This is a genomic window from Paenibacillus sp. FSL L8-0638 (genome assembly GCF_038593075.1).
Taxonomy (GTDB): domain Bacteria; phylum Bacillota; class Bacilli; order Paenibacillales; family Paenibacillaceae; genus Paenibacillus; species Paenibacillus polymyxa_D.
The window spans coordinates 4,769,480-4,787,507 of sequence record NZ_CP151960.1; the positions used below are offsets into that span (position 1 = coordinate 4,769,480).

20 protein-coding genes and 1 pseudogene are annotated in these 18,028 nt (G+C 46.2%); 12 read left to right on the top strand and 9 right to left on the bottom strand.

Translation table 11 applies throughout. The features are described from left to right. Positions 1-160: 160 nt before the first annotated feature. The 3 genes and pseudogenes from MKY35_RS21175 (at position 161) to MKY35_RS21185 (ending at position 2,094) form a co-directional block, all read left to right on the top strand. Entirely contained in the window at positions 161-1,330 is a 1,170-nt protein-coding gene (locus tag MKY35_RS21175) for an MFS transporter (protein ID WP_029518208.1), read from the top strand. 178 nt (positions 1,331-1,508) lie between these two features. Next, positions 1,509-1,583 (top strand): annotated as a pseudogene (locus MKY35_RS21180) (sporulation protein YjcZ); the annotation flags it as partial. 166 nt (positions 1,584-1,749) lie between these two features. Then, complete coding sequence (locus MKY35_RS21185; RefSeq protein ID WP_029518206.1) at positions 1,750-2,094, top strand: toprim domain-containing protein; 345 nt, start codon at positions 1,750-1,752, stop codon at positions 2,092-2,094. 89 nt (positions 2,095-2,183) lie between these two features. Here MKY35_RS21185 and cyoE read toward each other — a convergent pair whose 3' ends face one another. After that, the gene (gene cyoE / locus MKY35_RS21190) at positions 2,184-3,128 is read right to left on the bottom strand and encodes a heme o synthase (RefSeq protein ID WP_013311855.1); all 945 of its coding nucleotides are present in this window, start codon (positions 3,126-3,128) and stop codon (positions 2,184-2,186) included. Positions 3,129-3,331: 203 nt separating this feature from the next. Here cyoE and MKY35_RS21195 point away from each other — a divergent pair, with 203 nt between their 5' ends. Beyond that, positions 3,332-4,315, top strand: coding sequence for a metal-dependent hydrolase (locus MKY35_RS21195; RefSeq protein WP_342444764.1), 984 nt, complete (start codon positions 3,332-3,334; stop codon positions 4,313-4,315). Positions 4,316-4,570: 255 nt separating this feature from the next. Here MKY35_RS21195 and MKY35_RS21200 read toward each other — a convergent pair whose 3' ends face one another. Continuing rightward, positions 4,571-4,792 carry an alpha/beta-type small acid-soluble spore protein gene (locus tag MKY35_RS21200; protein WP_013311857.1) on the bottom strand — a complete coding sequence of 74 codons (222 nt, stop codon included), beginning with the start codon at positions 4,790-4,792 and terminating at the stop codon, positions 4,571-4,573. Between the two features lie 121 nt (positions 4,793-4,913). On the opposite strand from MKY35_RS21200, the gene MKY35_RS21205 reads away from it, so the two are divergent. After that, positions 4,914-5,081: a hypothetical protein gene (locus MKY35_RS21205; RefSeq protein WP_165179068.1), complete on the top strand. Its 168-nt coding sequence runs from the start codon at positions 4,914-4,916 to the stop codon at positions 5,079-5,081. A gap of 43 nt (positions 5,082-5,124) precedes the next feature. On the opposite strand, the gene trpS is transcribed toward MKY35_RS21205, so the two are convergent. Then, positions 5,125-6,114, bottom strand: a complete 990-nt coding sequence (gene trpS / locus MKY35_RS21210; RefSeq protein ID WP_029518204.1) for a tryptophan--tRNA ligase — start codon at positions 6,112-6,114, stop codon at positions 5,125-5,127. Positions 6,115-6,565: 451 nt separating this feature from the next. Here trpS and MKY35_RS21215 point away from each other — a divergent pair, with 451 nt between their 5' ends. Next, positions 6,566-7,531 (top strand): aldose 1-epimerase, encoded by a 966-nt coding sequence (locus MKY35_RS21215; protein ID WP_342444765.1) that lies wholly within the window; start codon positions 6,566-6,568, stop codon positions 7,529-7,531. 90 nt (positions 7,532-7,621) lie between these two features. Then, a complete protein-coding gene (locus tag MKY35_RS21220) occupies positions 7,622-7,858 on the top strand; it encodes an alpha/beta-type small acid-soluble spore protein (RefSeq protein WP_013311861.1) in 237 nt (78 codons plus the stop codon). Positions 7,859-8,002: 144 nt separating this feature from the next. On the opposite strand, the gene MKY35_RS21225 is transcribed toward MKY35_RS21220, so the two are convergent. Continuing rightward, positions 8,003-8,404 (bottom strand): hypothetical protein, encoded by a 402-nt coding sequence (locus MKY35_RS21225; protein ID WP_013311862.1) that lies wholly within the window; start codon positions 8,402-8,404, stop codon positions 8,003-8,005. 261 nt (positions 8,405-8,665) lie between these two features. After that, positions 8,666-10,453, bottom strand: coding sequence for a M3 family oligoendopeptidase (locus tag MKY35_RS21230; RefSeq protein ID WP_039272717.1), 1,788 nt, complete (start codon positions 10,451-10,453; stop codon positions 8,666-8,668). 97 nt (positions 10,454-10,550) lie between these two features. Between MKY35_RS21230 and MKY35_RS21235 the strand changes: the two genes are divergently transcribed. Together MKY35_RS21235 and MKY35_RS21240 are read left to right on the top strand one after the other, a co-directional pair. Further along, entirely contained in the window at positions 10,551-10,721 is a 171-nt protein-coding gene (locus MKY35_RS21235; RefSeq protein ID WP_014277894.1) for a YycC family protein, read from the top strand. After that, a complete protein-coding gene (locus MKY35_RS21240) occupies positions 10,718-10,954 on the top strand; it encodes a hypothetical protein (RefSeq protein ID WP_029518200.1) in 237 nt (78 codons plus the stop codon). Before MKY35_RS21235 ends, MKY35_RS21240 begins: the two co-directional genes overlap by 4 nt. Before the next feature lie 88 nt (positions 10,955-11,042). Here MKY35_RS21240 and MKY35_RS21245 read toward each other — a convergent pair whose 3' ends face one another. Beyond that, positions 11,043-11,774: a DUF2225 domain-containing protein gene (locus MKY35_RS21245; RefSeq protein WP_049817024.1), complete on the bottom strand. Its 732-nt coding sequence runs from the start codon at positions 11,772-11,774 to the stop codon at positions 11,043-11,045. 21 nt (positions 11,775-11,795) lie between these two features. After that, a complete protein-coding gene (locus MKY35_RS21250) occupies positions 11,796-12,173 on the bottom strand; it encodes a globin (RefSeq protein WP_029518198.1) in 378 nt (125 codons plus the stop codon). Between the two features lie 412 nt (positions 12,174-12,585). Between MKY35_RS21250 and ylbJ the strand changes: the two genes are divergently transcribed. Further along, the gene (ylbJ, locus tag MKY35_RS21255) at positions 12,586-13,881 is read left to right on the top strand and encodes a sporulation integral membrane protein YlbJ (protein ID WP_342444766.1); all 1,296 of its coding nucleotides are present in this window, start codon (positions 12,586-12,588) and stop codon (positions 13,879-13,881) included. A gap of 66 nt (positions 13,882-13,947) precedes the next feature. After that, the gene (locus MKY35_RS21260) at positions 13,948-14,751 is read left to right on the top strand and encodes an NAD kinase (protein WP_342444767.1); all 804 of its coding nucleotides are present in this window, start codon (positions 13,948-13,950) and stop codon (positions 14,749-14,751) included. A 58-nt stretch (positions 14,752-14,809) separates the two neighbouring features. Here the strand turns inward: MKY35_RS21260 and MKY35_RS21265 are convergent, their stop codons facing one another. Further along, entirely contained in the window at positions 14,810-15,724 is a 915-nt protein-coding gene (locus tag MKY35_RS21265) for a YutD-like domain-containing protein (RefSeq protein WP_341071230.1), read from the bottom strand. 24 nt (positions 15,725-15,748) lie between these two features. Beyond that, a complete protein-coding gene (gene lipA / locus MKY35_RS21270; protein WP_029518195.1) occupies positions 15,749-16,651 on the bottom strand; it encodes a lipoyl synthase in 903 nt (300 codons plus the stop codon). Positions 16,652-16,897: 246 nt separating this feature from the next. Between lipA and MKY35_RS21275 the strand changes: the two genes are divergently transcribed. Then, entirely contained in the window at positions 16,898-18,004 is a 1,107-nt protein-coding gene (locus tag MKY35_RS21275) for a M23 family metallopeptidase (RefSeq protein WP_342444768.1), read from the top strand. Positions 18,005-18,028 lie beyond the last annotated feature (24 nt).

The following is an 18,028-nucleotide window of genomic DNA, read 5'->3' on the forward strand; positions in this document are numbered from 1 at the left end:
AGCTTAGGTCTTATACATACCTTGTCTTTCAATTCTTGTCCATACAAAGTGGTCTATGTTCGTCCAATCCAGCGTACAACTTAGGAAGGGCCAATACAAAGTAACATGAAAGAATACAAAGTAACATGAAAGTTTACATTAGGGAAAGGGGGTCATTCACATGAAAACAGCCCTCTGGCTGTATCTCTTTTTGTTCATTGCCTTTTTTGATCTGCATGCGCAATATCCTATTTTGACGCCATTCGCCATCTCTCTGGGGGCAGCTCCTACCTTTATCGGTTGGATGATGGGGATTTACTCTCTGACTCACCTGCCTGGAAATTTGATGGCAGGTCCCAAAGTCGACAAACACGGCAGTCGCCGATATATTATGTTCAGCCTGACAGCTGCAGGCCTGATCCTGATCATTCAATCGTACATCCATACACCGTGGGAATTACTTTTTCTGCGTGCGATTAGTGGCTATGTGTTGGCTTTTTTATCTCCAGCCTGTCTGGCCATGCTGGCGCAACTGTCTGATCATCCGGTTACGCAGGGTAAATATATGTCGGGGCATGGTGTCGTCCATACGTTGGCCTCTGTTCTGTCTCCAGCCGCAGGCGCATTTATCGTAGCCAGTTTTGGCTTTAGCGAGACATTTAGTTCCCTTGGCATCATTCTTGTAATCACGGGGCTTATGGCTTATTTCACCTTACCCAAAAAAGCACCCGCTCCGCAGGCCCAATTATCTGATGGTCATACGACACCTGCTCCACTCTCGGCAGCACAGACGCGGTTACCATTCAATTGGCGTTACCTGCTTTTACCTTTTGTTTTGGCGTGCGCACAAGGCATTTTATTTTATGAGATCCCATTACGGAATAACGGTTCTGCGTCCATGATGTCCACCGGATTGCTCTTTTCCATCATCAGTTTGGGAGCACTCTGTACGCTTAGTTTGCTTTTTCTGAACAAATATTCACCGATGGTCAGGCTACTCTGTGGCATTATTCTGATGTCTTTAAGCTTCTATGCACTCGCCACCACGCCCGAAGCGACAATAGGCATCATCCTGTTTATTTTGGGAACAGCCAAAGGCATCATTTTTCCAGCGCTGGCCTCTCTCTTCATACGAATTGGAGGTGCTCGATTGGGCAAAACCTTTGCCCTGCAATCCATTGCAACGTCAATCGGCTCCTTTGCCGGGCCTGTACTGGCGGGTCAGCTTCCGGATCACATATCCCCTTTTTTTATCGCATTTCTGATTCTGATGGCTGGCCTGCTATTCGTTCCCGTTAAGCGCATATCTCCGACACCGCCACTGTCTGCCACAGGACCTTATCATTCCTAGCTAGTCTGAGGCAGTGGGTATGCTAAAATGCTATCTTTAAAGCCCAAAATGCCGTTCCAGAGGGCAGATGCACAGTACACTATCCCCCTATCCACATAGACTATTTTGACTGAACATTCACTAATAAAGGGAGGTGCAGCCTGTGAGCCACTGTCATCCTGTAAGCCCTTGCCCTGTTTTTGGAACTTCAACTGGCACCATTCTTGTTCTTTATATTCTGCTCGTCATCATTCTCCGTACTTGCTGGTTTTAATGTCTAAATTGCCCTAACATGTTGCCCCTTGTACCCATGCCTGCCACTTCTGGCAGGCTGTTTTGTTATTTTTTGCATGAGAACCCTATTTGGAGCTACACTATACTCATATTCTTCATTTCCCGGGGAATTTCGAGCATATGTATCAGACAAGGGGTGAGCTTAAATGGCGATAACCGTGATCGTCGAAGGGAAAAATGACCGCAGCAAACTTCGCCGATTACTTGACCCGGAGGTTCACATTTTATGCACCTTCGGCACACTAAACTCTATAAAACTGGAATCCCTCCACAAGCGAGCCAAGCACGACGAAATATATTTATTTATGGACAATGACAGCTCAGGGAAAAAAATAAGGGGTGTGCTTGCAGACTCTTTTCCAGATGCCTACCATATGTATACCCGCAAAGGATACGCTGGCGTAGAAGGGACTCCAGACGAATATGTGATCGCTCAATTGGAAAAAGCAGGATTGGAAGAATACATTATATACCCGCCACCTGTTCTTTAGTCTTGAATAACAAAAAAAGCTGTCCTCAGGCCGCTTTCATGCCTGTTGGACAGCTATATGGTGTACTATAAAATGCCTCTAAAATGACATTAGAATTTATGAACCGTATCGACGATCATCAGCAAGAAGCTGAGTGTCAGATGGTTAATGGAAAAGAAAAATACTTTTTTGGCCCAGGAATCCGTTTCTTCTTCCTTAATCGTAAAACCTTTAAAGGCATAGAATGCCCACAGCACGGACAGTAACACGGACACGATCATAAAAATCATACCGGCATATCCATAAGCATACATAAGGATGGGTACCGGAATCAGCAATACAATATAAGGAATCATCTGAATCTTGGTCCGATGGATACCTTTTACGACTGGCAACAACGGAAATCCTGCTGCGCGATATTCCTCAACTCTGCGAATAGCAAGTGCCCAGAAGTGAGGCGGCTGCCATAAAAACAGGAGAGCGAATAAAAGCCAAGCGCCCATATCAATACGACCCGAAGCGGCAACATAACCAATTACAGGAGGCATTGCACCAGAAATACCACCGATGGATGTGCTCCATGTAGATGAACGTTTCAACCAAAGTGTATAAATACCGACGTAAACGAACATACCAAGTAATCCCAGTAACCCTGCCTTTACACCAGAGAAGAAGAATAGAACAGCTAACCCGACAACACCCAAAATAATAGCGTATGACAACACCGTTGTAGGGGTCAGACGCCCTGTTGGCAGTGAGCGATTACGTGTACGCTCCATTTTCAAATCCAGCTCACGGTCAAAATAGTTGTTAAAAACACATGAAGATGCCATAACCAGCATTGTACCTAAAAGTGTAAGAATTAGCTTTATATAGTCAACGTCCCATTGCGATGCTAACCAAAAACCACCAAAGGCTGCAACCAGATTGGTACGAAGGATGCCTGGCTTGGTAACTGTAATAAAATCTTTCCAAGTGCCCGCTTTGCCGGGTGGTTTAGATTTTACAGAATAGGTAGCCGCATCCGAAGAAGTCTTATAACTTATATTATCCATTGTGAGTAACTCCCCCTTAGAGATGTATGAATTCGGGAGTAAGTTGAACTCCGATATAAATTTTATCATATACCTACCCCAAAAAGTTTGACAGAAAACGCACAAAACGTTCACAATTCCGATGGCAAATCGCCCCTGCTGATCGTTTACAGTAAATTTGGGTAGTAATAAGTACAGGAAACAATACAAAAGGAGCGACAGATATGGATACAGCCACACACTTTGTCATGGGAATCGGATTGGCCGGGCTGGCCTACACTGATCCTGTCGTCGCCGGAGATCCAAAGTTGGCCGCAGTCGTACTGCTCGCTACAGTCGTAGGATCACAAGCTCCGGATTTTGACACTTTGCTTCGGTTGAAAAATAACGCAGCCTACATTCGCAATCACCGTGGACTGTCGCACTCAATTCCGTTCTGGTTGATATGGATCTTGTCCATAACAGGACTGATTTGCCTGATCTTCAGAGATGTGCCCCCAGGTCATGTAGCATTATGGGTAACGATTGCCGTCTGCCTGCATGTATTCACAGATTTATTTAATACGTACGGAACACAGGCATTCCGACCGTTTACAAACAAGTGGATATCTTGGAATATCATCCATATTTTCGATCCCTTTATTTTTGGCACCCATGTTGCTGCGATAATGCTGTGGATCATCGGATTGGTTCCGCCCGCTCCCTTATTTATTACGCTGTACGTTATTATTGGCCTATATTACATTTGGCGAACCTGGAGCCATTTTATAACCAGAAAAGCGGTACGTGATATGGACAACGAGCGTCAGGAGGGCGACATCTATTATATCATTCCCACCGTATCGTGGAACCGGTGGCATGTGGTAAAAGCTCATCAGAATGGAAGTTATGATATTGGCGGATTAAATGGCACACACTTATTTTGGACGAAACATGCGATTCCATCCACACATCCTGCCGTAGAAGCATCCAAATCCTATCGCGATGTGCAGGCATTTCGCTATTTTTCCTCCTTTGCCGTTGCCGAGGTGGAAGAACTGGAATGGGGCTACATTGTGCGATGGGGTGACGTCAGGTATCGACACCGGAGGCAATATCCATTCGTGGCTGTGGTCGCGATGGATAAGCAGTTCGGGCTGATCAACAGTTATATCGGATGGCTCAGTGACGAAAAGATGCAAAAACGCCTTTCCCTGCATACGAATTAAAATCTGCTTACAAGCTAACAACCAGCCGTATGAACAAGAGACAGCAAGTTCCCCCTTAATCTGGGAGCTTGCTGTTTTTTTGGCCATTCGCGCCAAAAATCACATCTCATGAAAGCGCCCTCTTGACGAAGCGGACTTGCGTGATTCACAATGGTCATAAGCCATGCGTAAAAAAAATCCGGAGCATGATCGCTCCGGATTTTCTTCATGACAGTTGCTCATAATACAGCTTCCAAGATGGAGTGTTTATGTGTATTACTGCAAACGGCTGCTGCCCGACAAGGATTGTTCTGCTTGTTGGACTAGCTTTTTCGTAATATATCCCCCAAGAGAACCTGTTTCGCGGGAAACAACATTACCGAAGTAACCGTCCTGAGGGATGGTGATGCCAAGTTCTTGAGCTGCCTCATATTTTAATTGTTGTAAAGCGGCGTTGGCCTGCGGTACTTGCAGGTTGTTTGAACGACGTCTGCTCATATTTGAATCTCCTTTCAGTTCTTTGTGAGTGAGGTTCATTGCAAGCTTGCAAGATTATTATGGCTCGCTTACAACTACTTATTCCTGAAATTCAACATTCGAACACTGGAGGTTTTTACCAATGAGCAAAGGTTTATCCCTATGGTTCGCCGTTTCATCCATTGTCCTGCTGACGGCAGCCGCTATAGCCATCAGTTATTCCGCATGGCTTGCCATTCTACTGGGGCTATTATCTGTCGGCAATATCGGCTGGGGTTTCGTGGTCAAAGCCCGACAACGCCGCTCCTAATCCAATCCTATAAAAGGCCTAATTCGTTTCGCCTCAATATGCTTTAGCGTAGACGTGGCAGAAAGCCCATGCGCTCTTTGACCGCAGACAGCGTGACTTCAGCAGCTTCTTGTGCACGCTCTGCGGATTGGGCCAAAATATGTCCAATTTCACCGGATTCCCGGATATCGCGATAGCGCTGCTGAATCGGTTCAAGCATAGCCACAACCGTCTCTGCCAGTTCTTTTTTAAATGTCCCGTACATTTGGCCTTCATAACGATCCTGCACTTCTTGGAGCGACAAACCGGAACACTGGCTGTAAATGCTCATTAGATTACTAATTTCAGGTTTATTGGCCAGATCATATCTAACCTCACTGCCAGAATCGGTCGTAGCGCGGCTGATTTTCTTGCGTATGACTTTCGGTTCGTCCAGTAGCGCAATAAAACTGCCTGCATTCGGATTACTCTTGCTCATTTTTTTGGATGCATCATCCAGGGACATAATTCTCGCCCCTACTTCAGGGATATACGGCTCGGGAATTGTAAAATAATCTCCATAACGATGATTAAAGCGGCCCGCCAAGTCCCGTGTCAGCTCCAGATGCTGTTTCTGATCTTCGCCCACCGGGACGAGATCAGCGTTGTAGAGCAAAATGTCAGCTGCCATCAACGACGGATATACGAACAACCCTGCTCCTACGGAATCCTTGCCAGCAGCCTTGTCCTTAAACTGAGTCATACGTTCCAGCTCGCCCATATTCGTCAGTGTTGTCATCAACCATCCCAGCTCAGCGTGCTGAGGAACATGGGATTGTAAAAAGACGTTGGATTTCTCTGGGTTAATACCGGCTGCAATAAATAATGCCGCTACCGCCTCCGACTGCTCGCGTAATTGAGCTGGTTCCTGCGGTACGGTAATCGCATGAAGATCTGGAACCATAAAGTAACATTGGTGATCCTCTTGCAATTTGACAAAGTTTTTCATTGCGCCGATGTAATTGCCCAAAGTAAGTTGTCCGCTAGGCTGAATACCTGAAAGTACAGTTTTCATATTCTTCCTCCTTGTTATTTCAAAATTAGAACGCAAAAAGGCCCCGCATCCTCAAGGGACGCGAGACCGTGGTACCACCCTTATTCATTGCCGTCAGCCTATTACTTGTCGGAGCTATGCTCCGTGGCTGCCTGCAATCTTAAAGCTCCGTTAACGGGGAGCAATCGGCCGTCATACTGAGGACAGTAAACTCCTGTTCTGTGCGGCACTCCAAGGTCCATTCAGCAGTGCAGGCTCACCGGTTCCCATCCACCACCGGCTTTCTGAAGAGCTTATGCGAAAGCTTACTTGTCCTCATCATCGCGTTATCCATGTCATTACTTTCTAAACTACATTAATGATAATTCCGCATAATGTTATTGTCAAATGACGATTGTGCCCTACGATCAAAAATCTGTTATCATAATGACACGAAGCTTCAACCGATTATAGTGGACAAAGGAGCATGGATATGAAACAAGTGACCAAAGAACACTGGAACGGTTACGACACGTATGTTTTACATAGTGGTGAACTGGAAGTTACGATGATCCCTCGCCTCGGGAATAATATTATCTCAGTGCGTGATCTGAAGCTCGACAGGGATATCGTACGTCGGCCCGGTGAGGAAGAATTGGCTTTTTATTTACAAAAGCCTTATCATTTTGGCTTGCCCATTTTGATTCCTCCTGGCCGAATTCGCAAAGGACAATTTGAGTTTGACGGTGTTCCTTACCAGTTCGACCGAAATACAGCCAATGACAATCATATACACGGTCTGCATCGTAATCAATCCTGGCGCTGCAGTGATATTGAAGAGGATGAAGAAGGTTGCAGTGTCACTACCGAGCTTTTGACAGAAAGTGATCCGCACTGGATGGAACAATTCCCCATTCCTTTGCGTCTGGAGATGACGTATCGCTTGCAGGGTGCTATATTAAGTCAAACACTGCGCGTAACCAATTTGGGTGAAAAAGCAGCCCCATTTGGCTTGGGATATCACACTTGGTTTATGGTGGACGGAGAACCTGAGCGCTGGCGCCTAAAGCTACCTGTAAACGGCGTATATGAACAGGATGCTGAACAGCTACCTACAGGTATCATTACTTCGTTGAATGACTTGGAACAGCTCTCTTCGGGTCTTTCTCTGAAAGGAACTAATCTAGATACGTTGCTGCGGGCAACGGAAGGCCCTGCTGTAGCTCTTTTGACTCGTGACGACGGTTATCAAATCAGCTACACAGCAGATGAGCAATACTTTAAGTATTGGGTGTTATACACCAAAGGTGAATGCGATCAGTATCTTTGCATTGAGCCTTATACCTGGCTGTCAGATGCTCCTAATTTACCTGATCCTGTTGAAGGAGGCGGGCTGATCCGTCTGGAGCCTAAGCAATCCATCGACCTCAAAACTCAGATTCATATCATATATCCGTAATTTCCCTCTAGTCACTTTCCTTCCTTCGGCGCATATTTTCATAACTCTGTCGCATACTAACCTCATCACAGCCGAAGGAGGTGACTACACATGAATGAAGCTAATCAAGGCAGAAGTCGTCGCAGTAACAACCTAGTTGTTCCTCAAGCCAACAACGCACTGCAACAATTGAAATATGAAGCTGCACAAGAGCTGGGCATCACCATTCCGGCAGATGGTTACTACGGTGACATGCCATCCCGTGAAGCTGGTTCTCTGGGAGGCTATATCACTAAACGCTTGGTACAGCTGGCCGAACAGCAATTATCAGGACGTTCAGGTCAATAAGCGTCATTATTCCACATGAGCATTCCGTTCATCGTAATTTACCAAAATGCGTTATAACGGGCATATAACATAGGCGGTCTTCCCTAGGAAGGCCGCCTTTTCTCTTTTTTAAATTAGGATTTTGCAAAATCCTCATATTGATGATTATTCCGAATTAGCCGCTCGGTATGTAGGCTTGTTGTAGCGGATCATGAGATTCGCCATGTTGTAGTTGGACTCCAGTGTTGCATCTACCAAAATCGTTCCTTGTCTTATGGCAAAATCGAAAGCAATCTCACCATGAGTCCAGCTACGCTTATGATTTAGCGTTTCTAGGGCCATACGCCGAAAATCCTCCCGATGCTTTGCTGATAACCCCGGTTCTACTGCTGCAAACGTGCCACCCTTACCTGCAAGCGGATTATGGCGAATCCCAAACTTCCCAACTACATTGTTACGTATTTGTACAAATACGATGCCTGACGACAAACCCGCCAGTTCATTATCCAGTTCTTTTAAAACGATATCCATCTGCCTTGCCAACGACAATTGACCTACTTCATCCATTACAAAAACCCTCCTATGTACCTTATCCAAAAATAATTAATAGGTCTTACGGCTCAATTATATGCGAAGATTTTTAACCTTACAATCAAAACCAACATAATTGGGTATTTATAACTATTTTCTAGGTATATCCATCATTTTAAATTTCGCCAACAGGTAATATTAATTACATTTCGACATTTTGCGACTTTGTTCATCATCTTCTGCAAAAATTACAAAAAAGGCCTCCCTTATAGGAGACCTTTCAAAAGTGTAAATCCGTTATTTTGTCATTTGTAAAAATTGCTCAATATCCTGAACAGTAACTTGCGCAGCATTACGCCAGAAGTCAGCCTGTGTTAAATCGGTACCTAAGTGCTTGGAAGCCAATTCTTCGACTGTCATGCGACCTGTATCACGCAGCAAGGCATCATATTGGTCGGCGAAGCCGTCAGGGTTTTCCTTCGCAAAAGCGTAAATTCCTGCACTGAACATATACCCGAATGTGTACGGGAAGTTGTAGAAAGGAGTGTCCGTAATATAGAAATGCAGCTTGGATGCCCAAAAATGAGGATGAGCCTCATCCAGGATACCACTAAACGCTTCACGCTGCGCTTGTTCCATCAACTCGCTTAATTGTTGTGCTCCTACGACTCCTTTTTTCCGCAACTCGTAAAAACGGGTTTCAAATAGGAAACGGGCATGAATGTTCATAAAGAAGGCTACACCACGCTGAATTTTATCCTCCAGCAAAGCTACCTTCTCCTGACCCTCGGCAGCTTCCAGCAAAGCATCTGATACAATAAGTTCTGCCAGCGTCGACGCCGTCTCAGCTACGTTCATGGCATAATTTTGATTCAATGGGTGCAATTCATTCATCACATGCTGGTGATAACCGTGTCCGAGCTCATGGGCCAGTGTCGAAACGTTGGATGGTGATCCGGCATAGGTCATAAAAATACGGGTCTCTTTGCTTAGACGCAGAGATGTACAGAAACCACCCGGACGTTTGCCAGGACGATCCTCTGCTTCAATCCAACTTTTCTCAAAAGCCATTTGGGCAAAGTCAGCCATTCTCGAGCTAAACTTACCAAATTGCTCAACAATCGTTACAGCAGCATCGTCGTAAGGGATTTTAGTGGTTGATGTTCCCAGCGGAGCTTCAACGTCATGCCAGGACAGCTTCTCTAAGCCCAGCAGCTTTGCTTTTCGCTCCAAGTATTTAACTACAATAGGCTTCGTTTCATTAATAACCTGCCACATCGTATCCAGCGTTTGTGCGGACATACGGCTGATTTCCAGCGGTTCCTTAAGCACATCTGTCCAGCCTCGTTTTTCATATAGCTTCAGACGGAAGCCTGCCAAATGATTCAATGTATCCGCGCAATAGTCCTCTACCTGAGTCCATGCCTCTTCCCAACGTGCAAACACATCTTTACGTACGCTGCGATCTGCTTCATCCAGCTTATTAGCTGCCTGACCTACAGACAGGTTTACGATCTCGCCATTTTCTGGTACAGGGATCGTCATATTTTTGACAATGGTATCATAGAAGTCGCCCCATCCATGGTAGCCATCCACTGCCAGATCCAATGCAAGGCTTTCCAGCTCAGGAGCCATTTTTTCACGTGCTTCGTTCCGATATTCGTTCAGGACAAAAGAAATCGGCTGGATAGCTTCGCGCTCCATCCATTTCTGCCAAATGTCTTCACTGGTTTGTGCCAGCAAGTTCTGGAAAGATACTAAAGCACTTTTCCCTTGGGCATACAGCGTGTTGACACGCGCCCCCAGTTGAACAGCCAGCTTGTCGTGCTGGTTTTGAGCAGTTAGACAAGAGACAAAGGAACCCGCCTGCGACGCGCCATTAAACAGCTCCTGGATGCTACTCAATACACTATCTAGACGCTCGGTATCCAATACCGTTTGTGGTACTTTAGCTGCTTTAAGCTGGGACTGCAGCTGTTGGACCTTGCTTTCCAATTCTTCCAAAAATGCATGGAATGAGGCAGAGGAAGACCCTCCGCTAAAAATAGATTCCAGATCCCATGTTTGCTTTAACGGTGTTTTCATAATAGTTCCACCTTTCTTTTTTGGCGAATTCATGTGGTTTCATATACAATAAAGCTACATCGTGATAGTAAATCACTACAATTGGGAGGAAAACAGAATGAGACCCTTACAAATTTCGCCGGAAACGGCTGTGAAATTATCCGAAAAGCTCGGTATTCCGCTGGAACACCTTATGCATACACCCCAGCACATTTTGATGCAAAAGCTGGCCGAACTGGCTAAAGAAGAAACCGCTGACCCGAACGGCGGAGAATCGGACAAATCATGATCCCTTTTCATAAAACCTGGCCTTATGACATCGTCATGGGAGACGTTTATGTACAGTCTTGTCCGTTTTGCGACCAGGATAATGTATTGCTGCCCCTGAAGCCTAAAGAGCTTAAGCTCATACACGAAGGTATGAAAAAGCTGCTTGTGTTTCCATGTTGCCATAACAAGGTTACTTTAGTGGATTGTGATGACGATTATTTGCTGTCAGATACCACATTGCGTCATCATTAATTCATGAGTTGTAAGAGAATATAACCCGTTTTACAAACAAGGTGTGAACCATGAGCCTAAATCGGCCATAGTGCACACCTTTATTTCTTCAGGAGGAGCTTGCGTCTTGCATTTCCTCCGGCAGTTGGAAATTTTTAGCCATCATTTGTTCTCGCAGTACAGACCACTGTTCGCGGGAAGCCCGGATCATGGCTGCATCCATAATCTTTTTGTCATTAATGACACGCGAAAACCAGCGTACCGCTTCGTTAAAGTTCCCTGTACGTCGATGCAATTCACCAATCAGATACAGCAGTTTGGCATTATTCGCCCCGACACCCTCCAGCTCATAAACCCGAACGTAAGAATCCAGACTAAATTTGAGAAAGCGAAGCTCCTGCTCCTCATTTCCCTGGTATCTGTACATCCATGCGATATGCTGTAATAGACTGGCTACTACGCGTTCCTTTTCTCCGATGACCTGGGCACAGAGTAAACCCAGTTTATACGTTTCTAATGCCTCTTCCCAGCTACGATGCCCGCCATATTCGCGAGACTGCCAGCGATTACCGATTTTATCTCTAAAAATCTTGGTTTGCTGATCGCTTAACTGAACGGTAGAGTGCTCTGTCGAGGTAAACCCACAATGAGGACAGACCCTTACGACATAAAAATCCGGATTTTCATTCTTATAATAAGCACAAAAATCTGAATCTGTACGAATGGCCTTCTTTAGGCTTGGTCTGACACGAGATGTCTGAAATTCTTCTTCACAATGTGTGCAGGTGATTTTAATCTGATATAACGGTTCAAGTTCCAATGTTTTTACAACCCTCTCCAAAATTCGGCAATCCCCGCAAGCTTACGGGGTATTTACAAAATGATGCGCAGGACCAGACAAACGGTTAAGTATGATGGAACGAAGCGGCTCCTCAATGCCCGTATCCGTTAACGCACCTGCCATACAAGACAACCATGCCTCTGCTCGCTCCTCCGTTACGGGAAACTTCATATGTCTCGCACGTAACATCGGATGACCATATGCATCAGAAAAAAGGGACGGTCCTCCAAAAAACTGGCTCAGGAACATAAACTGCTTTTCCTTAACCGGTTCCATGTCTTTAGGAAACAGGGGACTTAACAACGGATCTTTATAAACTCTCGGGTAGAAGGCCTCAATAATAGCACGAATACCTTCCGCGCCCCCAAGGTTGTCATAAATGCTCAGGCTAGGGTTCACTTTTCCTCCAACTTTCTGTGCTATGGTAATAAATATACACCCGTATTATAACAAAAAACAAAAAATGACGCTAAAAATAAGCGTCATTTTATCAATTTAACATATGAAGAGGATGTGCTTCGTTGCACATAGCTTCGTCATTCTATAAATACAATTAATAACTCCGCCAATCCTCTTCACCGGAATGGACGAGAGAGGCACGAATAACATACACAAAAGCACATACGAACAGACCGGCAACGATACTCATCCTGATCACTCCATCCTTAAGGTTATGGATCGTTGTTTTCCTATTTTAACATACTATTTACAAAAATACAGCAACAAATGTAACCGTTTTCTTTGTTTTTTTTGTACTCTTTGTCCATCCCCGACATAGGTATAATAGTACAACTCCAAAGGAGGGGCCTCTATGTCGCTATACCGTCGTTACTCGCTTCCTCTGCTCATCCTTTCACTGCTATTCCTATTTATACTTATGGCTGTATACCCGCAATCTTCTCTGAATGCTGGGCTTCGGGGGCTTGCCATCTGGTGGGACGTGCTGTTTCCGTCTTTATTCCCATTTTTCGTTATTTCCGAGCTTCTCCTCGGTTTCGGAATTGTTCATTTCATAGGTGCGCTGTTGGATCCGCTGATGCAGCCTCTATTCCGTGTACCTGGCTGTGGAGGTTTTGTCGCTGCGGTCAGCTGTGCATCCGGTTACCCGATTGGAGCTAAACTAACAGCCAAGCTGTGGGAGCAAAAATGGATCACACGCATTGAAGGAGAGCGTTTGGTCGCATTTACGACTTCCTCTGATCCGATATTCTTGATCGGTGCGGTTTCCGTTGGCTTCTTCCATCAACCAGAAATTGCACTCGTACTGGGCGCGGCTCATTATGGTGGTGTGCTCATCATCGGGCTACTTATGCGCTTCCACGGTTCCCGTTCAGGGGAAACAGATACTCGCAGCGACCGCCCTCAACCTATTCCAAAAGCCTGGTCGAAGTCCACAAATACAATAGCTGCAGGTCGCAATAGACAGCCTGGACCCCTACGCCAAGCATTATACGCCATGCATACAGCTCGTTTGGAAGATGGTCGTCCATTGGGTGAGTTACTCCGTCAGGCGATTACTTCCTCCCTACGCCTTATTATTGTCGTAGGAGGGCTAGTTGTATTCTTCTGCGTCATTTTAGAAGCTTTGACGAACTCCGGTTTAATGAGAGGGCTTCATCTGCTTACGGCAAACCTCTTGACTGCATGTGGTCTTCCTTCTACGTTAACGGAGTCCATCGTGGGTGGTATTTTCGAAGTCACTTTAGGAGCGCAGGCCGCAGGTAAAGCCACGGCAGCGATACCATTCAAGGTAGCCGCAGCCGCTTTTGTGCTCTCCTGGGGCGGGCTATCGGTTCATGCGCAGGTTGCAAGTATTTTAAATATGACGGATCTTCGTTATATGCCATTTTTGTTGGCCCGGGCTGCGCACGGCTTCATCTCGGCACTGCTCGCTCTCGTGTTATGGCAGCCTCTGATGGGACAGGGAAGCTCTCCAGTCTTTTTTCCAATATACGACATCGTATGGTCCCCTGGCTTCTCGTCCGCCATGCTGTTGCAAAGTCTGCTTTTTCTTGGCTTTATACTGGCTGGAATGCTTAGTCTCTCATGGTTGAGTGTGGGTACACGTCGCTTATACGTACGTTTGAGAAGAACACACAGGCAATGAACGATTGTGTTCTTGCTCATAATTGATTATGATCGATATATACCCATGACAAAGGAGCTTTTCATCTTGAGATATTATGTTCTGGATCGCGGGGATCAGCACTCCATGGACTTGAGTCAGCAATTTCACCGTCTTGCCCAAGAAAAGAATTTCAAGCTGGATGCCGAATCGCCGGAAATCGTCGTGTCTATTGGAGGCGATGGTACAATGCTTCATGCGTTTCATACCTTCATCGACCGCATTCCGGATATTGCCTTTGTTGGTGTACATACCGGTCATCTAGGCTTTTACGCCGATTGGCGTGCGGACGAGCTGGAGGAGCTAATCCACCTGATGAGCCAAAGCGGATCTGAGGGATCGCTTAACCCGAGAATCGTTAAGTATCCACTGATTGAGTTGGAAATTCACAAGAAGTCAGGCAATGCTTCTTTTATTGCCTTGAATGAGTTTACGTTAAAAGGGGTGGATGGCACTGTCGTTGCCCAAGTAGATATTAACGATATCACCTTTGAAATGTTTCGCGGTGACGGTATATGTGTTTCTACCCCCTCAGGGACGACCGCCTATAATAAAGCACTTGGCGGAGCTATGGTTCACCCCACCATTGAAGCATTGCAATTGACTGAGATCGCTTCCATTAATAACCGCGTATATCGGACACTGGGATCGCCATTGCTACTGCCCAAACATCATCATTGTGATATTTTTTCACGGAAAGATCAGCGTCTTTTATTGACAGTAGATCACCTGAACTTTCCTGTGGATGACTTAATCTCTGTTCGATGTCAGGTCGCAAGTCAGAAGATCAGCTTCGCTCGTTACCGTCCTTTCCCATTTTGGGATCGAGTACGCAACGCCTTTCTTAATTAGAACCTGTAAAAGAGCCGACTCTGGCTCTTTTTTTACAAACAAAACGGTTCCTGAAAATTCAGGAACCGTTTTGTTGTGGAGCAGTAAATGTTTTATTCTTTTTACTACCCTCAGTTTTTTCGGCTTTAGCAGCTGGATGGGTCTGACGCTGGCCCTCAGGTTCACGTGAGACACGAACTTGCCGTCCCTCCCGGTTTTCCTTTGGTTGACGCTCATAGCGTGGTCCACGCGATTCCTTTTTATCGAAATTCCCTTGCTGATTGCGCTGTCTACGCGGTTCGCGGGTTTGCTGCCCTTCACCCGGATTGCGTCCATCCTTTGCTTCACGTGGTTCTCTTGGCTGGCGCGAATCACGTGCTTCACGTGGCTCACGTTGCCGATTTCCTTCACGTCCTTCTCTGGATGAACGACTTTCACGAGCTTCACGCGGCTGTCGCTCACGTACTTCCTGGGCATCCTTCGGTTCCCGACGTTGCAACTCGCGTGGTTCTCGGAATTCTCGTGGCTGCTCCACTCGCGATTCCTCCGTAGCTGTGGAATCCTGTTGTGGTTGCGGCCACTCCTGTTCTCCAGCTGTATGTTGCAATACTTCTTGCTGCTCTTCGGTTTCTAACGTTCCCGCTTGTTCCCTTTGAGCATCTACCAACTGCTGAATATCTGGAGCAACGATTTCATCATTGACGCCGTTTTTATTAACCACTTCACGGCTTTTTTGCAGCACAAAATAGGCACAGCCAAAATTGCAGTATTCATTAATGTAATCGTCCAGTACCCCTATAGATGTATCCTTATTTGCTTTGGGATGGCCGTCTCGATAAAAGCCCTTCAGACGCAGCTGATTGTAACCCCAATCACCAATAATGTAATCATAGCGATCCAGCACTTCACTATACCGATCACGAAACGCTTCGGGATTCCATCCGTTCTTGTGATCCTGCAACAATTCATAGTTTTTACCACCGATTTGAAACAAGCTATTCTGACCGCCTTTCCCGGATCAAGCCTGCGAAAGGGCGCTTTCTTCCTTATGCTGAGCGGCTGACTTCACCTGCTCATGCGCTTGGTAGGAGCTGCGGACCAACGGTCCAGATTCAACGTGGCTGAATCCCCGCTGTAATCCCTCTTCCTTTAACTTCGCAAAATCTTCCGGTGGATAATATTTTTGCACATATAAATGTTTCTCGGACGGCTGCAAATATTGACCAATTGTCAGAATGTCACAATCGACTTTACGCAGATCATCCATGGCTTGTAAGATCTCGTCCCACTCTTCTCCGACACCTAGCATGATGCTTGATTTCGTTGGAATAGCCGGATTTAATTGCTTCGCACGTTGAAGCAGCTCCAGAGAGCGACGGTATTTCGCTTTAGCCCGAACCTTGTCGGACATGCGCTCCACCGTTTCAATATTATGATTCAGAATATCTGGTTTGGCATCCATGACGATTCGCAGCGATTCAATATCGCCCATAAAATCGGGAATCAATACTTCTACACTGCACAAAGGTAACCGGCCGCGAATCGCACGAACCGTTTCTGCAAATATAGTAGCGCCCCCATCTTTTAAATCGTCGCGAGCCACACTGGTTACGACACAGTGCTTCAAATTCATGTTCCCAGCCGCTTCCGCGACGCGATCAGGCTCCTGCAAGTCAAGTTCCGTAGGCAATCCCGTATTTACTGCGCAAAAACGACACGCACGCGTACAAATATCACCCAAAATCATAAATGTAGCTGTCCTATTGGCCCAGCATTCATATATATTAGGGCATCGTGCCTCCTCACATACGGTATGTAATGTCTTGGAACGCATCATGCTCTTGATTTCTTGATAGTTATCGCCTGTCGTAAGTTTAATACGAATCCAGTCGGGCTTAGCTTCCTTCTCTTTTCTAGACAATGGCATAGACCTTCTTTCTGATAAGCTTAAGCTGTCATTGTCATACATTATAACATGAAAGCCATGGAAAAACCTCCATTCATTGTTCCCTTTTTGATATGACATTGATGCCGAAAAAAGTAAACTTTTTATATGGATAAAAGCGGCGGATATGGCTCAATCTAAACAAAAGCGCCCTATTCACGCTATTGAATAGGGTCTAGAATTTACTGGGCGGTTAAGCCCTTCTATAGGAGGTCGGTTCACGTGCCTTACCCTACGCGGACAGCCCGCGCTGTTCGTCTGTTATCGCTGCTGATATGCGCTGCTACACTGACAACGGCCTGTCCGCTTCCTGCCCATGCCTTTGCCAATCACTTACAATCCTCGTCCGCCGGAAGCAGCCTGACAGTTAATGTAGATGCTGAACATGCACAGTCTTCAATGTATATTTCCAGGCTTGCTTTATATCGTTCCATCGAAGCCCTGACAGGAGTCCCTTGGTACAGGCTGGCCGCCATCGACCAGTATGAACGTACACTTACGGTGGCCCATCCCAAAGATCGCAAGCATGCAGAACGGACCATAGGTATTTTCGTTACGGGACCGATCTGGTCCGGTTTGATGAACCCTGATTCGGAGGATCAAAATCCACGTTCCATAGAACTATTTTCCGGGCTGGGACAAGACGGTTCGGGTGATGGAATTGCTGACCGTAATAATGACAAGGATCTGCTGTTCAGCATCGCATCTTATCTCGGAAAGTATGGAAACAACGAGGATGAATTTGGTATTGCTGTTTGGGAATATTACCATAACAGCCGCGCAGTTCAAAGAGTTCAGCAGTTTGCCAAGCTGTATCGGACGTATGGCAAGCTGGATCTGATTAGCCAAGCTTTCCCCCTTCCTTTAGGCAGCATTTATAGCTACCGCAGCACATGGGGAAGCCGTCGCAGCTGGGGGGGCTACCGTATACATGAAGGAACTGACCTGTTTGCTGGCTACGGAGTTCCAGTTCGCAGTACGTGCTACGGTGTAGTTGAAATGAAGGGCTGGAATCCCTTTGGAGGATGGCGCATCGGAATCCGAGATCTCAACAACCGCTATCACTACTATGCGCACCTTTCCGGCTTTGACAAAACCGTCCACAACGGAGACGTCGTTACACCTGGCCAGACGGTTGGCTGGGTCGGAAGCTCGGGCTATGGAAAACCCGGTACCCAAGGCAAGTTTCCACCGCATCTGCACTATGGTATATATCGGGACAATGGCTGGGCAGATTGGTCCTTTGACCCGTATCCGTTATTAAGACAGTGGGAGCAGTCCGAACGCAAAGCGCTCAAAACAGGAAAGACAAAAGGGACCTCCTCATAGGGTCCCTTTTATTTTTCCAGAGCA

Bases quoted from the DNA above. Each gene is read 5' to 3' on its own strand.
- MKY35_RS21195 (WP_342444764.1), top strand. From the start codon at position 3,332: ATGGATACAGCCACACACTTTGTCATGGGAATCGGATTGGCCGGGCTG.
- MKY35_RS21205 (WP_165179068.1), top strand. From the start codon at position 4,914: ATGAGCAAAGGTTTATCCCTATGGTTCGCCGTTTCATCCATTGTCCTG.
- MKY35_RS21215 (WP_342444765.1), top strand. From the start codon at position 6,566: ATGAAACAAGTGACCAAAGAACACTGGAACGGTTACGACACGTATGTT.
- trpS (WP_029518204.1), bottom strand. From the start codon at position 6,114: ATGAAAACTGTACTTTCAGGTATTCAGCCTAGCGGACAACTTACTTTG.
- MKY35_RS21225 (WP_013311862.1), bottom strand. From the start codon at position 8,404: ATGGATGAAGTAGGTCAATTGTCGTTGGCAAGGCAGATGGATATCGTT.
- MKY35_RS21240 (WP_029518200.1), top strand. From the start codon at position 10,718: ATGATCCCTTTTCATAAAACCTGGCCTTATGACATCGTCATGGGAGAC.
- MKY35_RS21200 (WP_013311857.1), bottom strand. From the start codon at position 4,792: ATGAGCAGACGTCGTTCAAACAACCTGCAAGTACCGCAGGCCAACGCC.
- MKY35_RS21230 (WP_039272717.1), bottom strand. From the start codon at position 10,453: ATGAAAACACCGTTAAAGCAAACATGGGATCTGGAATCTATTTTTAGC.
- MKY35_RS21235 (WP_014277894.1), top strand. From the start codon at position 10,551: ATGAGACCCTTACAAATTTCGCCGGAAACGGCTGTGAAATTATCCGAA.
- MKY35_RS21175 (WP_029518208.1), top strand. From the start codon at position 161: ATGAAAACAGCCCTCTGGCTGTATCTCTTTTTGTTCATTGCCTTTTTT.
- cyoE (WP_013311855.1), bottom strand. From the start codon at position 3,128: ATGGATAATATAAGTTATAAGACTTCTTCGGATGCGGCTACCTATTCT.
- MKY35_RS21185 (WP_029518206.1), top strand. From the start codon at position 1,750: ATGGCGATAACCGTGATCGTCGAAGGGAAAAATGACCGCAGCAAACTT.
- ylbJ (WP_342444766.1), top strand. From the start codon at position 12,586: ATGTCGCTATACCGTCGTTACTCGCTTCCTCTGCTCATCCTTTCACTG.
- MKY35_RS21220 (WP_013311861.1), top strand. From the start codon at position 7,622: ATGAATGAAGCTAATCAAGGCAGAAGTCGTCGCAGTAACAACCTAGTT.